Raw genomic sequence first — 21,149 nt, 5'->3', positions numbered from 1 at the left:
GGTGCAGCAGCTGCGCGGCGCGGCACGCCTGCTGGCCGAGGCCGGCAGCGGCCAGGCGCATGCCGATGCGTCGGCGCAGCTGGCCGACCGGCACGAGCTGCAGCTCGATGCGGCCGCGCGCAAGCTGCTGGCGCAATGGCCGCAGCTGCAGGCGGCCTACGCCGGCGACGAGTACGTCGTGAAGATCCGCGACAAGGAGCTGCGCACCGCGCTGACCACGCAAAGCCTTTCCGGCACCAAGGTGCGCAAGGTCGCGCTGCCGCAGTACGAGGACCATGGCGAGATCCTGAAGTGGCTGATGCTGGACAACGTGCCGGGCAGCTTCCCGTACACCGCCGGCACCTTCGCGTTCAAGCGCGAGGGCGAGGACCCGACGCGCATGTTCGCCGGCGAGGGCGACGCCTTCCGCACCAACCGGCGCTTCAAGCTGCTGTCCGAGGGGATGCCGGCGAAGCGGCTGTCGACCGCGTTCGACAGCGTCACGCTGTACGGCAACGACCCGGCGCTGCGGCCCGACATCTACGGCAAGGTCGGCAACTCCGGCGTCAGCATCGCGACGCTGGACGACATGAAGGTGCTGTACGGCGGCTTCGACCTGTGCCACCCGGGCACCAGCGTCAGCATGACGATCAACGGCCCGGCGCCCACCCTCCTCGCGATGTTCATGAACACCGCGATCGACCAGCAGGTGGACAAGTTCAGGGCCGACAACGGCCGCGACCCGAGCGACGACGAGCTGCAGAAGGTGCGCGCCTGGGTGCAGCAGAACGTGCGCGGCACGGTGCAGGCCGACATCCTGAAGGAGGACCAGGGGCAGAACACCTGCATCTTCTCGACCGAGTTCAGCCTGAAAGTGATGGGCGACATCGCCGAACACTTCGTGCACCACCAGGTGCGCAACTTCTACTCGGTGAGCATCAGCGGCTACCACATCGCCGAGGCCGGGGCCAACCCGATCAGCCAGCTGGCCTTCACGCTGAGCAACGGCTTCACCTTCGTCGAGGCGTACCTCGCGCGCGGCATGCACGTCGACGATTTCGCGCCCAACCTGAGCTTCTTCTTCAGCAACGGCATGGACCCGGAGTACACCGTGCTGGGCCGCGTGGCGCGCCGCATCTGGGCGGTGGCGATGCGCGAGCGCTACGGCGCCAACGAGCGCAGCCAGAAGCTGAAGTACCACGTGCAGACCTCGGGCCGCTCGCTGCATGCGCAGGAGATCCAGTTCAACGACATCCGCACCACGCTGCAGGCGCTGATCGCGGTCTACGACAACTGCAACTCGCTGCACACGAATGCCTTCGACGAGGCGATCACGACGCCGACCGAGGACAGCGTGCGCCGCGCGATGGCGATCCAGCTGATCATCAACCGCGAGTGGGGCCTGGCGAAGAACGAGAACCCGAACCAGGGCGCCTTCATCATCGACGAGCTGACCGAGCTGGTGGAAGAGGCGGTGCTGGCCGAGTTCGAGAAGATCGCCGAGCGCGGCGGCGTGCTGGGCGCGATGGAGACCGGCTACCAGCGCGGCCAGATCCAGGAAGAGAGCATGCACTACGAGATGCTCAAGCACACCGGCGAGTACCCGATCGTCGGCGTCAACACCTTCCGCAACCCGCACGGCGACCCGGTGCCCGAGCACATCGAGCTGGCACGCTCGACCGACGACGAGAAGCAGTCGCAGCTCGCGCGGCTGGCCGGATTCCATGCACGGCATGCCGATGAATCGCCGGCGATGCTTCAGCGGCTGCAGCAGGCGGTGATCGACAACCGCAACGTGTTCGAGGTGCTGATGGAGGCGGTGCGCTGCTGCTCGCTCGGCCAGATCACGGCGGCGCTGTTCGAGGTGGGTGGGCAGTACCGGCGCAGCATGTGAGTCCGTCGAGTTCCACCGCCGGCGCCGCGATCCGCGTCCGCCGTTGAGATGGATCAAGTCGGCAACGCAGCGTTCGTTCACCATGCATCCTGGTCGCTGCCGGCTATCCGGCGGGACTAAGTCACGGGCTCGGGACGCACGTGCGTCTTGATCCCATGACCGGAGGGGTGCATCGCATGCGGTTCGTCCAGAGAATCAGCGCATGAACTCGCCAATGCAGTTGCCCCTGTCGCCCATGCACCGTCCGGTGCGACTGGTGCCTTCCGCGCTGGCGTTCCTGCGCTTCGTCGCGGGCGTTCGCGCGCTGCTGGCCGTCCTCAGCTGCATCGTCCTGCTGATCAACCCCGAGGTCCCCTGGGGTTTCGATCTGATCCTGCTGCTGCCCTACCTGATCTGGTCCGGCGTTCTGCTGTGGAAGACGCTGGACGGCTGGCCGCGCGCGGCCTCGAAGGCGTGGCTCTGGGTCGATGCCGGCGTGCTGCTCGTCACGAGCCAGCTCGTCGCAGGCACGCTGCCCTTGTTCGGCATCGCGACCGTGCTTCCGGTGGTCGCCGTCGCGGTCCTGGCCGGGGCCTTTCCGGCCACGATGCTGGCCATCACCTGCGCAGCCGTCATGCTGGTGCTGACAGGCTCGCTGCGCAGCCTCGGTTCGCTGCCGGCGTTGCCGGTGAGCGTGCCCGTCATCCTGCTCGCGCTGGGGCCGGCGGCCGCCTTGCTCGCACGACCGAGCCGCGAGCTGCGGCAACGCCTCAAGCTGGTCGAAACGGTCAACGGCCTGGCCGACCCTCGCCAGGGGCTTCGTCATCACGTGGACGCGCTGCTGCAGCAACTCGCTTCGCACTTCGGATTGAATGCCGCCACCATCAGCCTGCACGGCCCCGAACCGCGCATCTTCCACTGGCGGCAGGGCACGCAGACGGTCGTGCTGTCCGACCAGGACGCGCTGCCGTGGCGCGAGCGGCTGTCGCCGCTGCCGCGCGACCTGGGTTGCATCGGGACGAGCGACGGCACGACGGATTGCGCCACCGCGATCAACGTGGCGAGCGGCGCACATTCCAGGCTGCCGGACGATGCCGCCAGGCGCGCACTGGCAGGCATCGGTGTTCAGGCGCTTGCGCTGCCGCTGATGAGCTACGGGCAGCCGCTGGGCATGCTGTGCCTGTCGCGTGCGGCGCCTGCGTTCTCCGCCGCCGACCTGCGCTGGCTCAACGACGTCATGCGCGAGACGATCCCCTTGCTGGAACGCAGCGACCTGCTCGAGCAGTTGCAGCGGGAGACCGCTTCGCGCGAGCGCGAACGCATCGGCCGCGACCTGCACGACAGCGCGGTGCAGCCCTACCTCGGCCTCAAGTACGGCCTGGAGGCGCTCGCCCGGCAGGCCGGGCCCGGCAACCCCGTCAGCCACCACATCCAGCAACTCGTCGCGATGGCGACCGAGGAACTGCACACGCTGCGCGACGTGGTCAGCGGACTGCGGCGCGGCGACGATCCCAACCAGGAGGACAGCGCGCCGCTTGCCGCCCTGCATCGCGAAGCGCGGCGCTTCGAGTCGCTCTACGGGCTCAAGGTGAATGTCTTCGCACCGCACGCGCCCCGGTTGCGCGGCGCCGCGGCGAAAGCCGTGCTGCTGATGGTCAACGAGGCGCTGACGAACGCGCGGCGGCACACCTCGGCCAGGGCGGTGACGGTCCTGCTGGACGTCACCCAGACCGACGTGCTGTTGCGCTTGCGCAATGACCACGGCCCCGAGGACACCTTGCCGGCGGACTTCCTGCCCCGCTCGCTCACCGAACGCGCCACCGAGCTGGGGGGTGGCGTCGAAGTCAGCCACCAGCCGGACTTCACCGAGATCGTGATCACACTGCCTTTGCTGGGAGTCGTCGGATGAGCCCTTCTTCAGCGACGGACAACGCGTCCGGGTGCACCCCGGTGCGTGCGATCCGCGTCCTTCTTGCCGATGACCACCAGGTGACCCTGTGGGGCCTGGGACAGCTGGTCGACAGCGCAAGGCCGGGGATGTGCGTGTCCGGGACCGCGACGTCCTGCGCGGAACTGCTGGCGCATCCCGCGCTGCCGCAGACCGACGTGGTGCTGCTCGACCTCGGCCTGCGCGACGCGAACGCGATCGATTGCGTGCGCCAGCTCGTCGACGGCGCCGGCGTGAAGGTGGTCTTGCTCACCGGCGATCTCGATCCATCGCACCACCGCGAGGCCGTGATGCGCGGCGCACGCGGCGTGGTGCTCAAGTCGCAGCCGACCGAGCACATCCTGAAGGCCATCGAGCGCGTGCATGCGGGCGAAGTCTGCTTCGACGGTTCGTTGATGTCGATGCTGCTCGGCGCGGTGCCCGGTCTGGCCGCGGCGCGGCCCGCCACCCGGGACGATGCAACGCAGCGCATCGACACGCTCACGCCCAAGGAACGCCAGGTGATCCTCGCGATCGTCAGGCACCGTGGCGCCAAGAGCCTCGTGGTCGCCGACGAGCTGGGCATGAGCGAGCACACCTTGCGCAATCACCTCACCGTGATCTACAGCAAGCTGCACGTGCAGGGCAAGCTCGATCTCTACGCATTTGCCCTGCAGCACAGGCTGGCGCCGGAACTGTCGCTGCTGGGCGGGCACGCCGGCCGCCCCGACTCGGCCTGGCCGCTCCCGGCCTGAGCACCCGTCACCGTGAAAACCACCTCACCGCGTGCCGAAGCGCTGACGGAGTTCGCCCTGCGCGCTCTGGCGTTGATCGTCTACGGCAGCTTCGTCGCCATCATCGCCAGGTACTGGTGGGCCAACCCGCAGCGCTACACGCTGCTGATGCTGCTGGTCTCCGAGGGGCTCACGGTCGCGCTGCTGTTGTTCGCGCGGCGGGCGGTGCTGCGCGACGCATCGCCGCTGGCCATCGCCGCGACAGCGCTGTCGCTCAGCTTCTTCCTGTTCTTCGAGTATGCGGGGACGCAGCGCCTGATCCCCGAATGGGCGGGCGCCACGCTGCAGACCTGCGGCATCGCGTGGCAGCTGCTGGCGAAGATGACGCTCGGGCGGTCCTTCGGCGTGCTGCCGGCCGCGCGCGGGCTGGTCACGCGCGGCCCCTACCGCGTCGTGCGCCACCCGATCTACCTGGGCTACCTGATCGGCCACGTGGGCTTCCTGCTGAGCAACTTCGCGCTGCAGAACGTGCTCGTGCTCGTGCTGCTCTATGCCGCGCAGACGGTCCGCATGGTGCGCGAGGAAGCGGTGCTCCAACGCGGAGAGCAAGGGCCCGACTACACCGCCTACTGCTCGACCGTGCGCTGGCGCATCGTGCCGTTCCTGTTCTGACGGCGCACGCGCAAGCCGGGACAAAGCTCCCGACCTTGCCCACAGCATTCGACCTGTCGGTCCCGCCCGCGCGGCCCTAGCCTGAAGTTCCCGCCACGCCGTCCCGGCCTGCCGGGTCAACTGCCGAGGGCGCGCATGGACAGCGATGGTCATCTCAAGATCCTGGTGGTCGACGACCACGTCGGCATCCGCATCGGAATCGCCAGCCTGATCGATGCCGAACGGCCCCGCATGGCGTGCGCCGGCACGGCCGCCACGGTGCGCGAGGCGCTGGCCCGCACCTGCGAACTGCAGCCCGATGTCGTCGTGCTCGACGTCAACCTCGGCGGCGAGGACGGCCTGGCCCTGATTCCCGTGCTGCGCCGCACCGCGCCCTGTGCCGTGGTGGTGCTCACCAGCCTCTCGGACTGCAGCGTCGCCGCGCTCGCGTTGCGATTGGGCGCGCGCTCATGCCTGCACAAGTCGGCGCCGGCCGCCGACCTGATTGCCGCGATCGACCCCGCGAACGCGGGAGGCGCTTTGTCACCTGACCTCGGGAGCAATCGTCCATAGGCCGCACGCACTCCATCCGATGCGCCGAGGGCTGTCCATCCCTAGAGTCAACCCATCGAAACGCAATCCGCCGGCTGGCGTTCAACAGGTCGGCATTTCATTCACCGGCAGAGAGGAAGGATCCATGAAGTTCGTTGCATTCGTTCAATCTTTCATCCGCGAGGACGATGGCGCAGCGGCCATCGAGTACGGCTTGATCGCCGCGCTGATCGCGGTGGCCATCATCGTCGGCGCCTCGCTGCTGGGCACCAACCTGAACGGCATCTTCACGCGCCTGGGCGACTGCATGGCGACGCCGACCGCCGCCATCTGCGCGCTGGTCGTCTGAGCCCACCTCGGCTTTCATTCACCCCCACGAAGGACCTCATCATGAAACTTGCTCAATTCGTTCAATCGTTCATCCGCGAAGAAGACGGCGCAGCCGCGATCGAGTACGGCCTGATCGCCGCGCTGATCGCGGTGGCCATCATCGTCGGCGCCACCTTGCTGGGCACCAACCTGAACGGCATCTTCACGCGCCTGGGCAATTGCATGGCGACGCCGACGGCTGCGATCTGCGCCTTGGTCGCCTGAGTCAGGGCAACCCGGGCCCTCGGACCGGCCCTGCGCCCGGTCCGATGGCCTCCCCCACCACCTCCCTCCTCGAGCCTCGATGCCCATGCTCTCGCCGACCATCCTGTGCGCCGCCGCGTTGACGGCCTGGCTCGCGACCGCCGCCTGGTTCGATCTGCGGCAGCGCCGCGTTCCCAACCTGCTGGTGGCGAACGGCATCGTCTGGGGCATGGCCCTGCAGGCCTTCGCGCCGCACGGCGCGGGACTGTTCGAGTCCGCGTGGGGGAGTCTCGGTGCATGGCAGGCCCTGCTCGGCCTCGGTGCCGGACTCGCGATGTTCATGCCCCTGTATCTGCTGCGCGCCGTTGGCGCCGGCGACGTCAAGCTGCTCGCGATGGTCGGCGTGTGGCTCGGCCCGCAACTGCTGCTCACGGCCACGCTGATGACGCTGCTCGCCGGCGGCGCGATGGCGGTCATCGTGATGCTGGCCTCGCGATCGAGCCGCCAGGTCCTGGCCAACGTGCGCACGATGCTCACGACCACGCTCGTCGGCGCGCAGACCGGCAAGCTCGCGGCGCTCGATGCGCCGCCACCCGGCAGCGTGCGGATGCCTTACGCACTGGCGATCGCGGCCGGTGCGCTGGCCCAGGTGGCCTGGCAGCTCAGGCATTCAGCCCCGTGACCCCATGCACAACCTGACCTCCATCCCCATGCCGGCCCGCCCGATTCCGTCGCACCCGGCGGGCGAACTGCCGCCCGCCCCGCGCCAACCGCAGGACACCGGGCTGCCGCTGCTGCTGCTGATGGAACTGCTGCTCAAGGTGATGCAACAACACGGCCTGCAGCACCTGCACGACCTCTCGCAGCACATCAAGCTCAGCCCGGCCCTGCTCGAGGAGCTGTTCCTGGTGCTGCGCAAGGAGTCGCTGGTCGATGTGCGGCTGCGCGGTGCGCGCGACGGCGACGTGAGCTACGAACTGACCAGCGCCGGCCGCGTCCGCGCCGCCGATGCCCTGGCGCGCAACCTGTACAGCGGGCCGGCACCGGTGCCGATCGGCGCCTATACCGCGCAGGTGCAGGCGCAGAGCGTCGCCGGCCTGGGCGTGACGAAGCAGCGATTCGAGCAGGTCCTGGTCGACCTGGCGATCCGCCGCGAACTGCGCGACCAGCTCGGTGCCGCGCTCAACTCGCGCCGCGCGGTGATGTTGTACGGCCCGCCGGGCGCCGGCAAGACCTACCTGTTCGAACAGATGGCCCGGCTGCTGACCGGCGACATCGCCGTGCCGCATGCGGTGGAGGTCGGCGGCGAGATCATCCGCCTGTACGACCCGCTCGTGCACCGGCCGGCCCGTGCGGGCACCGGCCCGCTCCAGACGATCGACAACCGCCAGCGCGTCGATTCGCGCTGGATGCTGTGCGAGCGCCCGGTCGTCGTCACCGGCGGCGAGCTGACGCTGGAGATGCTCGACCTCGTGTTCGATCCGCGCGCCGGCTACTACCAGGCGCCGCCGCACTTCAAGGCCAACAACGGGCTGTTCCTGGTCGATGACCTGGGCCGCCAGCTGGTCACGCCGCGCCAGTTGCTCAACCGCTGGCTGCTGCCGATGGAGCAGCGCCACGACTACCTCCTGCTGCGCAACGGCGCGAAGTTCCGGATTCCGTTCGACAGCCAGCTGTTCTTCTCGACCAACCTGCCGCCGGACGAGGTCGCGGACGACGCCTTTCTCCGGCGCATCGGCTCCAAGATCCATGTCGGCCCGGTCGATCTCGACGACTACCGCCGGATCGTGCACGAGGCCTGCCATGCCTACCGGGTGCATTTCACCGACGCCGGCTTCGACCACCTGCTGCAGCACTGCCACCGGCGCCTGGATCGGCCGCTGCTGGCGTGCTACCCACGCGACCTGGTGAGCCAGATCGCCGACTACGCGGCCTATCTCGGGCAGGCCCCCGAGCTGAGCGCGGCGATGCTGGACTGGGCCTGGCACAACTGTTTCGCAACGCACGGCATCGGCGGTCCTCGCACGATGAGCGGGCCGCGCACACTGGAGACGACATCATGAAGGGCACCCGAGGTTTGATCATGCTGCTGGTGGCCCTGCTCGCGGGTGCCGCGGCAGTGGTGATGGCATCGCGCTGGATGCAGGCGCAGGCCAAGGGCGGCGACCGCATCGCGGTCGCGGCGACCGACGTCGAGATCGGCGCGAAGCTGACGCCCGAGATGCTGCGATCGGTCGAATGGCCGCCCAGCAGCGTCCCGCCCGGCGCGTTCGTCGACCTGGCAGCGCTGGACGGGCGCGTCGTCAAGACCAGCGTCGCGCGCGGCGAGCCGCTGATCGAGGCCAAGCTCGCCCCCGCCGGCACCAAGGGCGGCTTGTCGGCGGTCGTCTCCGAAGGCAAGCGCGCCATGACGGTGCGCGTCAACGACGTGGTCGGCGTCGCCGGCTTCGCGCTGCCGGGCAACTACGTGGACATCATGGTGAACACGCAGAACGAGCGCGCCCGCGGCGGGGACAAGGACAACGCGATCAGCAAGATCGTGCTCGAACGCATCCTGGTGCTCGCCGTGGCGCAGGAAGCCGACCGCGACAGCACCAAGCCCAAGGTCGTCAACGCCGTGACGCTCGAAGTCACGCCGGCCCAGGCCGAGGGGCTGGACCTGGCCCGCAGCGTCGGCACGCTGTCGCTGGTGCTGCGCAACCAGAGCGACCCCAAGCCCGGCGGCACCGACGGTGCCACCAAGACGAGCTTGCTGAACGAGGAGCGCGAGCCGGCCAGGCCGATCGCCGCCGCGCCCGTCGCCGTCAAGGCCCCACCCGTGGCCCGCGCGGCGCCGCGCGCGGTCGCCGTCGCCCCGCGATCCGGCAACTGTGTCGAGGTGATCCGCGGCACGGTGCGGACGATGGATTGCTTCTGAGCACGCCGGCCGGCACACCCCCATGACCCACCAGGGAGATTCCATGCGCAGTCAATGTCGCTCCACCCCACCGGCCCAGGCCCGGTGCCATGCCTTGCTGGCCTGGGCAGTCGCCCTGGCCACATCGGCCGCCTCGGCACAGGCGCCGGCACAAACCCCGGCACGGGCGGCGCCGCTGGCGCGGGCCGTCACCGCAGCCTACCCGAGCGCACCCTGCGGCCGGGTGGACGTCGCGCCGGTCGTGCAGGTGAGCGTCGGAAAGTCCACCGTCATCAAGCCATCGAGTCCGATCAAGCGCATCCTGCTCGGCAACCCCGAGAACTCGCGCGCCGCGGCACCGAAGGAGCCGAACGAGAAGACCGACAAGGTGGGCACTGCGGTGCCGACCAGCACCGAGCACCGCCCCGGCGTCGCCGACATCGACATCCTGCTGCTCAGCCAGACCGAGGTCTACGTGCTCGGCAAGGGCATCGGCTCGACCAACGTGGTGCTGCTCGACCAGGACGGCGGCTGCACCGCCTTCGACGTCATCGTCGGCATGGACACGGCGGCATTGCAGACCGTGATCGGCCAGTTGCTGCCGGAAGAAAAGAGCATCCGGGTCTCGGCCGCCTACGATTCGATCGTGCTCACCGGCACGGTGGCCGATTCGGGTTCCGTGATCCGCGTGATGGACCTGGCCAATGCCTTCGTGCGCAGCGGCGCCGGCGGCAACAGCGGCGCCAGCATCGCGGGAGCGAACCCGCGCATCGTCAACATGCTGGCCACCGCGTCGCCGCAGCAGGTCATGCTCGAGGTCAAGGTGGCCGAGGTCTCGAAGTCCCTGATCGACAAGCTGGGCGTGCAGCTCGGCGGGTCGCGCACGAACGGCAACTGGACCTACAACCTGCTCGCCAACTTCCTGTCGGGAGGCAATGCCGCGCTCGGTGCCACCCGGTCGGCGGGCAGCACGTTCGGCGTGAGCTTCGACGCCCAGAAGGACGACGGCCTGGTGAAGGTGCTGGCCGAGCCGAACATCATGGCCATCAGCGGCCAGGAAGGCCGATTCAATGCCGGCGGCAAGATCTTCATCCCGGTGTCGCAGGCCAACTCGAACGGCGGCACCACGATCACGCTGGAGGAGAAGGAATTCGGCGTGTCGGTGCGCTTCAGGCCCACCGTGCTCGACGGCGGGCGCATCAACCTCGAATTGGTGACCGAGGTCTCGGACCTCAACCGCGACGGCATCGGCATCGTGGCCTCGGGTGTCTCGGGAACGGCGATCCTGCCGTCGTTCACCTCGCGCAAGACCGCCACCACGGTGCAGCTGATCGATGGCCAGAGCTTCGCGATCGGCGGGCTGATCAAGAACAACACGACGGCCAACGTCAAGGCCTTCCCGATCCTGGGCGAGCTGCCCATCGTCGGCGYGCTGTTCCGCAGCACCGAGTTCCAGTCCGACAAATCGGAACTGGTGTTCGTCATCACGCCGCGCCTGGTCAAGCCGTTGCCGGCGAACTTCACGCTGCCGACCGACAACTACCACGAGCCGAGCCGCACGGACCTGATGCTCAACGGCCGCCTCGAGGCGCGGCCTGATGCACCGCCGGCCAGGTCCGACGCAGCACTGCCGGCGCCGACCGTCCCGGGCGGCGGCTTCCAAGTCAAGCCATGAGGAGCACGACCATGACACCGATCCCGTTTGCCCTGTCCCTCTTCTGCGCCTGCGCGGCCCTCGCCGGTTGCGCGGCGACCGCGCCCGACTGGGAGTCCCGCTTCGGCGACGCCGCGCGGCAGGCGCGTGCGACGCAAGTCATCGACCCCGGCGCGTCGAGCCGGAACACCACCGGCCCGGTGATCGACAGCAAGGCCACCGCGGGCGCGCAAACCAACTACGCCACCTCGTACGGCTATGCCGTCAAGGAGGTGAAGGCGCCCGCGATCACGCTGGTCCCGGGCCAGTAGGGCCGCACGACCGCTTGCCCACGCGAGAAATGGCCATGGACTCCATCCTGCAGCGCCCCGCCCGCCCGGCCCCTCCACGCCACCAGCGCGGTGCGGTGGCGGTCGTGGTCGCCCTGTCTGCGCTTGTCCTGTTCGGCTTCGCCGGCATCGCGATCGACGTCGGGCGCCTGTACATCAACCGGACCGAACTGCAAACCGCGGCCGACGCTTGCGCCCTGGCCGCCTCCGCGGAACTGACCTGCGACCCCACCGGCGGTGCCTGCCCGGCGTCCTTCGTGTTGAACGCCCAGGCGGCCGGCATCTACGCGGCGGCCCGCAACCGGCGCGACTTCCAGGTCGACCCGGTGGCCATCGCCGCGGCCGACGTCAAGTTCAGCACCACGCTGGCACCGAACGCGAACTACCTCTCGGTGGCGGGCGGCGCGTCGAACAACTCGCGCTACGCGATGTGCACCGCGCGCGCCACCGGCCTCGCGCCGTGGTTCATGGGCGTCTTCGGTGCCGGCTCGCAGACGGTGTCCTCGTCCGGCGTKGCCACGCGGGCGCCGTCGCAGTCCTTCTGCAATGCCGCGCCGCTGGGGATCTGCAGCAAGCCGGGCGGCTACGCCGTCGGCGAATGGATCACCGGCAGCTTCACCTCGAACGGCAACGGCAACAACGCCACCGACGACGTGACGGGCAGCTTCCGCTGGGTCGACTTCACGCCGAGTGCGGGCGGCGCCTCGGAGGTCCGCGACCAGCTCGTCGGCAACGGCCAGGTGTGCGGCATCCAGGTCGGCGGCAACGTCCAGCAGCCCGGCACCGAGCAGGGCGCCAAGACGGCCTACAACACCCGTTTCGGCATCTACCCGAACGGCGCGAATGCCTACACGCCGGCCACCGCCCCGCCCGACCGGACCGGCTACGCCTACCCGAACCAGGCGCCCGGCTCGCCGGTCATCGGCATCGGCACCAGCGCCTATGCGGACTACCGTGCGCGGCAGGGAAGCAACACGCCCTTCATCAGCGGCCAGTACGGCGTGGGCGGGGCAGGCGGCAACATTGCCGGCGACCCGGACACCACGACGAGCGACTACGTCACCCTGGGCAGCGACCGCCGCCTGGTCGCGGCGCCGGTCATCGATTGCGCCGGCGGCAACACCGTGCCCATCATCAGCATGGCGTGCGTGCTGATGCTCAACCCGATGTCCAACGGCGCCAGCGGCACGCTCTATCTCGAATACCGCGGCGACGCGGCGTCGGCCGGCAGCCCCTGCCGCGCCGGCGGGTTGGCGGGTGGCGCAGGCAGCACCGGGCCGCAAGTGCCCACGCTGGTGCAATGATGCGGTGCCTCGCAAGCCGACGACTCGCCCAGCGCGGCGCCGCGGCGATCGAACTCGCGCTGCTGACCCTGCCGCTGGCCGCGCTGACCTTCGGCATCACCGAATTCGGCCGCGCGCTGCACGAGTTCAATTCGGTGACGAAGACGGTGCGCGATGCCGCGCGCTACCAGTCGACCGCCACGCCCGGCGACACGCTGGGGGGGCGCTGCCTGGCGCTCAGCGGGTCGCCGACGAACAACGGCACCACCTGCACGGGGACGACGCTGCTGCCCGGCCTGGCGCTGGCGCAGATCGCGGTGTGCGACCGCCTGTCCTGCCCCGCCACGCACAACCTCCAGCCGACGACGCGCGGCGTGGTCAACCTGGTCACGGTGACGGTCACCGGATACCAGTTCACGTCGATGGTGCCGTTCGCGATGCCGTCGATCGCCTTCGGCGCGATCAGCGCCACCATGGTGCAGCCGCTATGACGCCGACCCGACCCAGTCTTCTGCGAGCGCGCGCCCCGCGCAGCCGGGGAGCCGCCGCGGTCGAGTTCGCGCTCGTCTCGCTGGTGTTCTTCACGATCCTGTTCGGCGCCTTCGAGATGGGCCGGCTGATGTTCTACTGGAACACCGCCGCCGAGGTCACGCGGCTGGGCGCCCGCATGGCCGTCGTGTGCGATCCGAACACGACCTCGCGCGACCTGATCGCGGGCCGGATGCGCCAGCTGCTGCCGATCGTGGCCGACGCGGACATCGTGGTCGCGCGCACACCGGCGGGCTGCGACGACGCGAGCGCCGCCACCACCTGCCGGCTGGTGACCGTGAGCATCGTCACGACGACGCCGATCCAGACCGCCATCCCCTTCGTGCCCTTGTCCGTGCTGATGCCGACCTTCAGCACCACCTTGCCGCGCGAGAGCATGCAAAGCACGTTTGGCGGCGTCGCCAATCCCGCCTGCCAATGATCAGCCCCGAACGAAAGCCGACATGAAAGTCAAAGTAGTCTCGCACAACGCGGAACGAGCGGAGCACGTCGCGCGGATGGTTCGCACGGCCGATCCAGACCTCGAGGTCCTGGCCGCCATCACGCCGGCGGCCGGGCTGCCGGCGATCATCAACGGCAGCCGCCCAGGCCTGTTGATCGTCGACGGCGTCGATGCCGTCGGGCTCGACGCGATCGGGCGCATCACGCATGCCCACCCGGACGTCGAGGCGATCGTCATCTCCGCGGAACAGTCGCCGGCCTTCCTGTTGCGGGCGATGCAGATGGGCGTGCGCGAGGTGCTGCCCCCGCCTGTCGAAGCGCACCTGCTGAAGGCGGCACTGCAGCGCGTCGCGCGCAAGCATCACCAGCCTGCGCCCGCCGCGCTCGGCGAGGTGTTCGTCATGATGGCCTGCAAGGGCGGCAGCGGGGCGAGCTTTCTCGCCGCGAACCTGGCCCATGTGCTGTCGGCGCGCGACGGGCGCACCGTGGGCCTGCTCGACCTCGATCTCCAGTTCGGGGACGCCATGCTCATGCTCACCGACCAGCGCGGCGGCAGCGATGTGGCCGAGGTGGCCCGCCACGTCGGCCGGCTCGATGCCGAGCTGCTGCGCTCGGCCATGGTGGCGCTGAGCCCCACGCTTTCGGTGCTGGCGGCGCCGCACGAACTCGCGCAGGCCCTGGAGGTGAAGGCCGCGCACGTGGAGGCGATCGTCAAGCAGGCGCGCCAGATGTTCGACTTCGTCGTGCTCGACGTGGGCCGCTCGATCGACGCCGTCAGCCTGCAGGCGCTGGACATGGCGACGCGGATCTTCCCGGTGCTGCAGCTGAACCTGCCGCAGCTGCGCGACGCCAAGCGCCTGCACGGGCTGTTCCGCTCGCTCGAGTACCCGGCCCACAAGGTGCACTGGATCGTCAACCGCCACCAGAAGGTCGGCGACATCACGCTGGAGACGCTCGAGCAGGGGCTCGGCGTGCGCGACATCACCACCATCCCGAACCATTTCAGCGCGGTGAACGCATCGGTCAACCAGGGTGTGCCGATCGCCAAGCTCTCGCGCAAGAGCCCGGTCACGCGCGCCCTGCAGGAACTCGCGGAAGCGGTCGCACCGGGGGTCGACGTCGGCAAGCGCGACAGCAGCTGGCTGTCCAGTTTCATCGGGGGAATCACATGAGCGGTACGACGGGCTTGATGTTCAAGCTGAGAGAGCGGCTGGCCAGCGAACCCGCGGCGGAGGAGGCGCGCTTCGAGCCGCGCAATGCCGACACGCCGGCGCAGGTCTCGCACGCCTACCAGCAGATGAAGAGCCGCGTGCACCAGCTGCTGCTGGGGCGGCTCGACCTGGAGGCGATGGAGGGCATGTCCGCCGAGCGCCTGCGCGAGGAATTGAGCGTGATGGTCGAGCGCCTGCTGTCGGAAGAGAACGTCATCGTCAATGCGCTGGAGCGGCGCACCCTGGTGCGCGACATCCAGCACGAGATGCTGGGCCTCGGCCCGCTCGAACCGCTGTTGGCCGATCCGACCATCTCCGACATCCTCGTCAACGGCGCGCAGCAGGTGTACGTGGAGCGGCGCGGCCAGCTGAGCCTGACCGACGTCACCTTCGCCGACGACGACCACCTGATGAAGATCATCGACAAGATCGTCTCGCGCGTGGGCCGGCGCGTCGACGAGTCGAGCCCGATGGCCGATGCGCGGCTGGCCGACGGCTCGCGCGTCAACGTGATCATCCCGCCGCTCGCGCTCGACGGCCCGGTGATGTCGATCCGGCGTTTCTCGGTGGTGCCGCTGACGATGGCCAAGCTGGTCGAGTTCAAGACCCTCACCGTCGAGATGGCCGAGGTGCTGCAGGCGCTGTCCAACGCGGAGGTGAACCTGCTGATCTCGGGCGGCACGGGCAGCGGCAAGACGACGCTGCTGAACATCATGTCGGGCTTCATCGACGCGAGCGAGCGCGTGGTCACGATCGAGGACGCGGCCGAACTGCAGCTGCGCCAGCCGCACGTGGTGCGCCTGGAGACGCGGCCGCCGAACATCGAGGGCAAGGGCGAAGTGACCCAGCGCGCGCTGGTGCGCAATGCGCTGCGCATGCGCCCGGACCGCATCATCCTCGGCGAGACCCGCGGCGCCGAGGCGCTCGACATGCTGCAGGCGATGAACACCGGGCACGAAGGCTCGATGACGACGGTGCACGCCAACACGGCGCGCGATGCGCTGGCGCGGCTGGAGAACATGCTGGCGATGGGCGGCATGAACCTGCCGCCGAAGGTGGCGCGCGGGCAGATCGCCTCGGCGATCAACGTCGTGATCCAGACCAACCGGCTGACCGACGGCAAGCGCAAGCTGATCAGCATCTCGGAGGTCACCGGGATGGAGGGCGAGATGATCTCGATGCAGGAGATCTTCAGCTTCAAGCAGACCGGGGTCGACACCGACGGCTCGGTCAAGGGCTGCTTCCAGGCAAGCGGGGTGCGGCCGCGCTTCATGGAGCGCCTGAAGTCGCGCGGCATCATCCTGCCGGATTCGCTGTTCGATCCGTCGCGGCGCATGGAGTAACCAGCATGGACACCAGCTACATCCTGTTCGCGGTGATGCTGTTCGTGGCGGTGGTGCTCGCCATGGAAGGCCTCTACACGCTCTGGGCATCGAAGAACAGTGCCGAGTCCAAGCGCCTGGCGGCGCGCCTTCGCCACCTGGCCAGCCCGGGCGGCGAGACCACGTTGTCGATCGAGCGCACCCGGCCGAGGGGGCACTGGAGCTGGCTCGACGATCACCTGATCGGACTGCTGCCCAACGGCGGGCGCCTGCTGCGCTACCTGGAGACCTCCGGGACCGGCACGACGGCCGGCGAGATCGTCCTGACCAGCGCGGGCTTCGGGTTGTTCGGGTTCTTTGTCCCGCTGCTGCTGGCGCGCCCGTTGCTGTTCTCGTTGTTCGGCGCACTGCTCCTCGCCGTCTTGCCGTGGTGGCGCCTGTCCCGCCGGCGCGACAAGCGGATCCGCCTGTTCGAGAAGCAGATCCCCGAAGCGCTCGACCTGATGAGCCGGGCGATGCGGGCCGGCCACGCATTTCCGACCTCGGTGCAGATGGTCGGCGACGAGATGGCCGACCCGATCGGCCACGAGTTCCGCACGCTGTTCGACGAGACCAACTACGGCGTGCCGCAGCAGGTCGCCTTGCTGCGCCTTGCCGATCGCGTGCCGGTGGCCGACCTGGCCTACTTCGTGGTCGCGGTGACGGTGCAGCGCGACTCGGGAGGCAACCTCGCCGAGCTGCTCGACAACATCGCCGGGATCGTGCGTGCGCGCTTGAAGCTGCTGGGCGAGGTGCGAACCCTTTCCGCCGAAGGACGCCTGTCGGCCTGGATCCTGATCGCGCTGCCGTTCGCGACCGGCGCGCTCATCAACATCATCACGCCGCAGTTCATGGCGGTCCTGTGGACCGATCCGACCGGCATCCGCCTGGTCGGCGCGGCCCTCTTGATCATGGCCCTGGGCGTGCTGTGGATGCGCAGCATCATCCGCATCCGCGTCTGAACGGCAAGGGAGAACACGATGTCTCAAGCTCAGATCGGATTCCTGGTCCTGGTGTTCGTGGCCACCTTCGCCGTGGCCATCTGGCTGCTCGGCAGGACCGCGGGCACGGCCACCGACCAGCGCGTCAAGCGCGTGCTCGGCGGCGACGGCACCGAGCCGGCCCACACGGCCGACTACTGGATCGACCGGGTGGCGCGGGCGACCCGGCCGCTGGCCAGGCTGTCGGTCCCCGATGCCGGCTTCGAAACCTCGGCATTGCGCCGGCGCTTCATGAACGCCGGCATTCGAGGCAGCACGGCACCGATGGCCTTCTTCGGGCTGAAGACGGTGCTGGCGCTGGGCCTGCCGATGCTGACCTTCGCGGCGCTGACGCTGTCCGGCGCGCAGGTCCAGGGCTACGGCTTGCTGCTGTTCCTGCTGGGGGCGTCGACGCTCGGCTACTACCTGCCGAACTACCTGCTGTCCAAGGCCATCTCGCGGCGCCAGCGCGAGATCTTCGAGAACTTCCCGGACGCGCTGGACCTGATGACGGTGTGCATGGAGGCGGGCCTGGGCACCGAAGCGGCGCTCAACAAGGTCTGCGAGGACATGGTCCACAAGAGTCCGACGCTCAGCGAGGAACTGCGCCTGGTCAATCTCGAACTGCGGGCCGGCGCACCGCGCGACAGGGCGCTGCGCAACCTCGGCATCCGCACCGGCGTCGAGGAGGTCGAAGGCTTCGTGTCGATGATCAACCAGGCGGACCGTTTCGGCACGAGCATCGCCCAGTCGCTGCGCGTGCACTCGGAGACCGTGCGGACGCTGCGCCGCCAGAAGGCCCAGGAGGCGGCGGCCAAGATTCCGCTGAAGCTGCTGTTCCCGCTGATCTTCTGCATCTTTCCCGCGCTGATGCTGGTGATCATCGGCCCCGCGGTGATCCAGATGGTTCGCGTCGTGCTGCCGTCGATGGGCGCGGGCGGGTAGCCGGCCCACCGGCCATTCCAACCAGGAGTACTCGCCATGCGCTTCCAATGCCATATCGGGACCGGCTTTCAAGTCCGGACCCCACCCGTCCTGCGGCCCGCGGCCGTGCCCGCGGCACAGCCGTCCTGGCGGCATCGCATGCGCCCCGGCTGGAGCGCCGCCGGCGTGCTGCTGGCGCTGGCCGGCTGCGCCTCGCTCGATGCCGCGGTCGTCCCGGCGTGGCCGATCGAGCCGGTCCTGTCCGTGACGCACTCGGCCGGATCGAGCCAGGCGTACTACGCGATGGGCCGCTACATGGATGGTTCGCAGGCCTGGGACAAGGCGATCGACGCCTATCGCAAGTCCATCGCCGCCGACCCGCGCAACGTCGAGGCCCGCAATGCGCTGGGGGTGGCGCTGGCGCAGGCCGGCCGCCTGGCCGAGGCCGAAGCCGTGCTGCACCAGGCCCTGGCGCTCGACCCCGAGCGGGCCCATGTGCGCAGCAACCTCGGCTATGTCCTGCTGCTCGCCGGCAGGCCGGATGAAGCGGCGACGCAGTTGAAGGCGGCCCTCCTGCGCGAGCGCGACAACCCGACGGCGCTGGCGAACCTGCGCGAAGCGCTGGAAGCCGCGCCGGGGTCGGAAACTGCTTCAAGGACCGTCGAGCACGAGGACCCCCGCGCGGCTGCGGGTGTCGACCCGGGGACGGCGCCGGCGATCGATGCGACGCCGCCGCAGCGGCCCTTGCGGCTCGAGGTCAGCAACGGCAACGGGGTCGCCGGGATGGCAGCGCGCGTCGGTCGCTGGCTGAGCGCGCAGGGAGCGCCCGTCGACCGCCTGAGCAACCAGCCGCGCTTCACCCAGCAGCGCACGACGATCCAGTACGGCAACGGATACGAAGCGGCCGCGCAGCAGATTGCACGCGCCCTGCCGGCGAACGCGCGGGCCGACACCGTACCCACGCCGGGCCTGCGCAGCGACGTGCGCGTCGTGCTGGGGCGCGACTGGACGTCGCTGCGGACGGCGATGCCCGTGACGAAAGTGGCGGCGAATCCGTGAATCGCCGCTGCCGTCGTGACCGGATCGAAGCCGGCACCTACGCCGCAGCAGCCACCACCACGATCACGCCATCCATGCCCTCGTGGCCGGAGCCGCAGAACACGTCGCAGCTGAACACGAACTGTCCCGCCTTCTGCGGCGTGAACGGCAGCCGCGTGACGCGGCCCGGCACGATGTCCTGCCGCAGCCCGAGTTCCGGCGCGCTGAAGCCCATCAGTACCTCGGGCGCACTGAGTTCGAGCACGACCTCCTCGCCGACACTGACATGGATCTGGTCGGGCACGAAGGCGAACTTCTTCGCGACCACGGGGATGACGCGCGGCCCCGCCGCACGCCCCGGCACGGGCAGCACAGTCAGCAGGGCCAGCGCCATCAGCCGTCGGCGTTCGATGCGGCTCATGCCTTCACCACCGGCAGCTCGGTGATCTGCCAGGCCGCGCGCTCGCGCTCGACCTCCCGGAACCCGAGCCCGCGGTACGGCTGCGCCGGATCCCACGCGAGCGGCGTGCGCCGCGGCTGCGAGCCCGGCGCCGGCAGCGGGAAGATCAGCGACTTCGCCGAGTGGTGCGCGATGTGCCCCGTCATCACGTGGTGCTCCTGGTGGATGTGGCCGTAGAACACCGTGACGTTCGGGTACGGCATCAGCAGCGCGATCACCTGCGCGCCGTCGCGCGTCGCCCAGTCCCAGGCCGGCGCCAGGTCGAACAGCGGGCGGTGCGTGAAGACGACGATCGGCGTCTCGCGCGCCTGCCGCTCGAGGTCATCGGCCAGCCAGGCGCGCTGCGCATCGCCGACGCTCGCGCCCGGGTCGGACACGTTGTCCAGCACGATGAAGTGCATGCCGCGGTGGTCGAACGCATAGTGCGTCGGCCCGAAGAACTCGCGGTAGGCCTCGCCGCCATCCAGTGCCGCGTCGTGCTCGCCGGGCATGAAGTGCAGGCTGCGCACCTTCAGCGCGCCGACGATGTCGCGGAACTCGCGCAGCCGCTGGCGGCGCTGCACCGGGTCGTCGGTGGTGTGCGTCAGGTCGCCGGTGAAGACGATGAAATCCGGCGCGTCCGCCAGCGCGTTGACCGCCGCCACCGCCTTCGGCAGCGTGCCGCGCGCATCGGGGTTGGGCGCGCCCTCGAAGCCCCAGTGGGTGTCGGACAGCTGCACGAAGTAGAAGTCGTCCGCCGCGCTGCGGCCGGCCATGCCGGTGCAGCCCGAGGCGAACACCACGCCGCCCAGCCCGGCCAGCCGGAGAAACTCCCTGCGATTCGATGACGAGGCCATGGCCCCTCCTGTGGGTTGTGAAGACACGCAGGCCCTACCTCCGCCGCGGCACCGCCATTCCCGCCGCCCGCCATCCCCAGCGATTCGCTCGGCCTCGGGAATAAACCCGCCGGCCGGCCGGTAAGCCCCCGGTGGATGACGATGAAACCCGCCGCCGCTTCGAGCACGTCGCGCTGCCGCACCTGGATGCGGCCTACAACCTCGCGCGCTGGCTCACGCGCAACGACCAGGATGCGCAGGACGTGGTGCAGGAGGCCTGCCTGCGCGCGATGCGCTACTTCGCGTCGTTCCGCGGCGACCAGGCCCGGCCCTGGCTGCTGACCATCGTGCGCCACACCTGCTACGCCTGGCTGCGCGAGAACCGGCCGGCCGAGCTGGTGCACTTCGACGACGAGGCCGGCGTGCCCGAGGCCGCCGCGCCGCCGGGGGACGAGCCGCACGAGCACGCCGTGCGCCGCGCCGACCGCGCGCAGCTGAACCAGGCCATCGCCGCGCTGCCGATCGACTTCCGCGAAGTGCTGGTGCTGCGCGAACTCGAAGACCTGCCCTACCGCGACATCGCCCGCATCGCCGACATCCCGCTCGGCACGGTGATGTCGCGGCTGTCGCGCGCCCGCGCGCTGCTGCGCGTCGCGCTGCAACCCGAAGCCCGGCCGCGCACCGCCGTGCTGCGCGCGGTGCGCCGCGGAGAAGCCCCATGACGCCAGAGCAGCTGAACGCCTTCGTCGACGGCGAACTAGACCTGGCCGGCCAGCTGCAGGCCGAGCGCGACCCGGCGCTGCACGCACCGGCCGCACAGCTGCGCGAGCTGAGCCGCCTGGTGCGCAGCCAGGCCGACTACCACCGCGCGCCGGATGCGCTGCGCGAACGGCTGCGGCGCTGCGCTGCCGCCGCGACC

General features: G+C 69.7%; 23 protein-coding genes and 1 pseudogene. 22 read left to right on the top strand and 2 right to left on the bottom strand.

Annotation, left to right across the window (positions count from 1 at the left end; translation table 11 throughout):
- The 20 genes from AC1DYN_RS26225 to AC1DYN_RS26130 form a co-directional block, all read left to right on the top strand.
- On the top strand, positions 1 to 1,873 hold a 1,873-nt coding region (locus AC1DYN_RS26225; protein WP_477964584.1), incomplete at its 5' end, for a methylmalonyl-CoA mutase family protein.
- Between the two features lie 202 nt (positions 1,874 to 2,075).
- Positions 2,076 to 3,761, top strand: a complete 1,686-nt coding sequence (locus AC1DYN_RS26220; RefSeq protein ID WP_477964582.1) for a sensor histidine kinase — start codon at positions 2,076 to 2,078, stop codon at positions 3,759 to 3,761.
- Complete coding sequence (locus tag AC1DYN_RS26215) at positions 3,758 to 4,534, top strand: response regulator (RefSeq protein ID WP_477964580.1); 777 nt, start codon at positions 3,758 to 3,760, stop codon at positions 4,532 to 4,534. Before AC1DYN_RS26220 ends, AC1DYN_RS26215 begins: the two co-directional genes overlap by 4 nt.
- 12 nt (positions 4,535 to 4,546) lie before the next feature.
- A complete protein-coding gene (locus AC1DYN_RS26210) occupies positions 4,547 to 5,185 on the top strand; it encodes a methyltransferase family protein (protein WP_477964578.1) in 639 nt (212 codons plus the stop codon).
- Positions 5,186 to 5,320: 135 nt separating this feature from the next.
- Positions 5,321 to 5,737: a response regulator gene (locus AC1DYN_RS26205; RefSeq protein WP_477964576.1), complete on the top strand. Its 417-nt coding sequence runs from the start codon at positions 5,321 to 5,323 to the stop codon at positions 5,735 to 5,737.
- 124 nt (positions 5,738 to 5,861) lie between these two features.
- Entirely contained in the window at positions 5,862 to 6,065 is a 204-nt protein-coding gene (locus AC1DYN_RS26200) for a Flp family type IVb pilin (RefSeq protein ID WP_477964574.1), read from the top strand.
- 41 nt (positions 6,066 to 6,106) lie between these two features.
- The gene (locus tag AC1DYN_RS26195) at positions 6,107 to 6,310 is read left to right on the top strand and encodes a Flp family type IVb pilin (RefSeq protein WP_477964572.1); all 204 of its coding nucleotides are present in this window, start codon (positions 6,107 to 6,109) and stop codon (positions 6,308 to 6,310) included.
- A 79-nt stretch (positions 6,311 to 6,389) separates the two neighbouring features.
- Complete coding sequence (locus AC1DYN_RS26190; RefSeq protein ID WP_477964570.1) at positions 6,390 to 6,971, top strand: prepilin peptidase; 582 nt, start codon at positions 6,390 to 6,392, stop codon at positions 6,969 to 6,971.
- Positions 6,972 to 6,975: 4 nt separating this feature from the next.
- Positions 6,976 to 8,352: a DUF8689 domain-containing protein gene (locus tag AC1DYN_RS26185; protein ID WP_477964568.1), complete on the top strand. Its 1,377-nt coding sequence runs from the start codon at positions 6,976 to 6,978 to the stop codon at positions 8,350 to 8,352.
- A complete protein-coding gene (gene cpaB, locus AC1DYN_RS26180) occupies positions 8,349 to 9,206 on the top strand; it encodes a Flp pilus assembly protein CpaB (protein ID WP_477964566.1) in 858 nt (285 codons plus the stop codon). The genes AC1DYN_RS26185 and cpaB overlap by 4 nt, the downstream gene beginning before the upstream one ends.
- Before the next feature lie 43 nt (positions 9,207 to 9,249).
- Positions 9,250 to 10,860 (top strand): type II and III secretion system protein family protein, encoded by a 1,611-nt coding sequence (locus AC1DYN_RS26175; RefSeq protein ID WP_477964564.1) that lies wholly within the window; start codon positions 9,250 to 9,252, stop codon positions 10,858 to 10,860.
- A gap of 11 nt (positions 10,861 to 10,871) precedes the next feature.
- Positions 10,872 to 11,150: a hypothetical protein gene (locus AC1DYN_RS26170; protein WP_477964562.1), complete on the top strand. Its 279-nt coding sequence runs from the start codon at positions 10,872 to 10,874 to the stop codon at positions 11,148 to 11,150.
- A 35-nt stretch (positions 11,151 to 11,185) separates the two neighbouring features.
- The gene (locus AC1DYN_RS26165) at positions 11,186 to 12,472 is read left to right on the top strand and encodes a pilus assembly protein TadG-related protein (protein WP_477964560.1); all 1,287 of its coding nucleotides are present in this window, start codon (positions 11,186 to 11,188) and stop codon (positions 12,470 to 12,472) included.
- Positions 12,472 to 12,942: a TadE/TadG family type IV pilus assembly protein gene (locus tag AC1DYN_RS26160; protein ID WP_477964558.1), complete on the top strand. Its 471-nt coding sequence runs from the start codon at positions 12,472 to 12,474 to the stop codon at positions 12,940 to 12,942. The genes AC1DYN_RS26165 and AC1DYN_RS26160 overlap by 1 nt, the downstream gene beginning before the upstream one ends.
- Positions 12,939 to 13,421 (top strand): TadE/TadG family type IV pilus assembly protein, encoded by a 483-nt coding sequence (locus AC1DYN_RS26155; protein ID WP_477964556.1) that lies wholly within the window; start codon positions 12,939 to 12,941, stop codon positions 13,419 to 13,421. The genes AC1DYN_RS26160 and AC1DYN_RS26155 overlap by 4 nt, the downstream gene beginning before the upstream one ends.
- A gap of 22 nt (positions 13,422 to 13,443) precedes the next feature.
- Complete coding sequence (locus AC1DYN_RS26150; RefSeq protein ID WP_477964554.1) at positions 13,444 to 14,613, top strand: CpaE/TadZ family protein; 1,170 nt, start codon at positions 13,444 to 13,446, stop codon at positions 14,611 to 14,613.
- A 17-nt stretch (positions 14,614 to 14,630) separates the two neighbouring features.
- Positions 14,631 to 15,995, top strand: a complete 1,365-nt coding sequence (locus AC1DYN_RS26145; RefSeq protein ID WP_477964552.1) for a TadA family conjugal transfer-associated ATPase — start codon at positions 14,631 to 14,633, stop codon at positions 15,993 to 15,995.
- Between the two features lie 5 nt (positions 15,996 to 16,000).
- Positions 16,001 to 16,975: a type II secretion system F family protein gene (locus tag AC1DYN_RS26140; protein WP_477964550.1), complete on the top strand. Its 975-nt coding sequence runs from the start codon at positions 16,001 to 16,003 to the stop codon at positions 16,973 to 16,975.
- Positions 16,976 to 16,993: 18 nt separating this feature from the next.
- Positions 16,994 to 17,938, top strand: a complete 945-nt coding sequence (locus tag AC1DYN_RS26135; RefSeq protein ID WP_477964548.1) for a type II secretion system F family protein — start codon at positions 16,994 to 16,996, stop codon at positions 17,936 to 17,938.
- Positions 17,939 to 18,076: 138 nt separating this feature from the next.
- On the top strand, positions 18,077 to 18,976 hold the full coding sequence (locus tag AC1DYN_RS26130; protein ID WP_477964546.1) for a LytR C-terminal domain-containing protein: 900 nt from the start codon (positions 18,077 to 18,079) through the stop codon (positions 18,974 to 18,976).
- Positions 18,977 to 19,013: 37 nt separating this feature from the next.
- Here AC1DYN_RS26130 and AC1DYN_RS26125 read toward each other — a convergent pair whose 3' ends face one another.
- Positions 19,014 to 19,376: a cupredoxin domain-containing protein gene (locus tag AC1DYN_RS26125; protein WP_477964544.1), complete on the bottom strand. Its 363-nt coding sequence runs from the start codon at positions 19,374 to 19,376 to the stop codon at positions 19,014 to 19,016.
- The gene (locus tag AC1DYN_RS26120; protein ID WP_477964542.1) at positions 19,373 to 20,251 is read right to left on the bottom strand and encodes a metallophosphoesterase family protein; all 879 of its coding nucleotides are present in this window, start codon (positions 20,249 to 20,251) and stop codon (positions 19,373 to 19,375) included. Before AC1DYN_RS26120 ends, AC1DYN_RS26125 begins: the two co-directional genes overlap by 4 nt.
- A 131-nt stretch (positions 20,252 to 20,382) precedes the next feature.
- Between AC1DYN_RS26120 and AC1DYN_RS26115 the strand changes: the two genes are divergently transcribed.
- On the top strand, positions 20,383 to 20,952 hold the full coding sequence (locus AC1DYN_RS26115) for a sigma-70 family RNA polymerase sigma factor (protein WP_477964540.1): 570 nt from the start codon (positions 20,383 to 20,385) through the stop codon (positions 20,950 to 20,952).
- Positions 20,949 to 21,149 (top strand): annotated as a pseudogene (locus AC1DYN_RS26110) (hypothetical protein); the annotation flags it as partial. The gene AC1DYN_RS26115 and the pseudogene AC1DYN_RS26110, both read left to right, overlap by 4 nt.

The organism is Rhizobacter sp. P2_D12, assembly GCF_056404395.1.
Note: the sequence above shows the minus strand (reverse complement) of the source record. Positions and strands in the feature narration are given on the sequence as shown.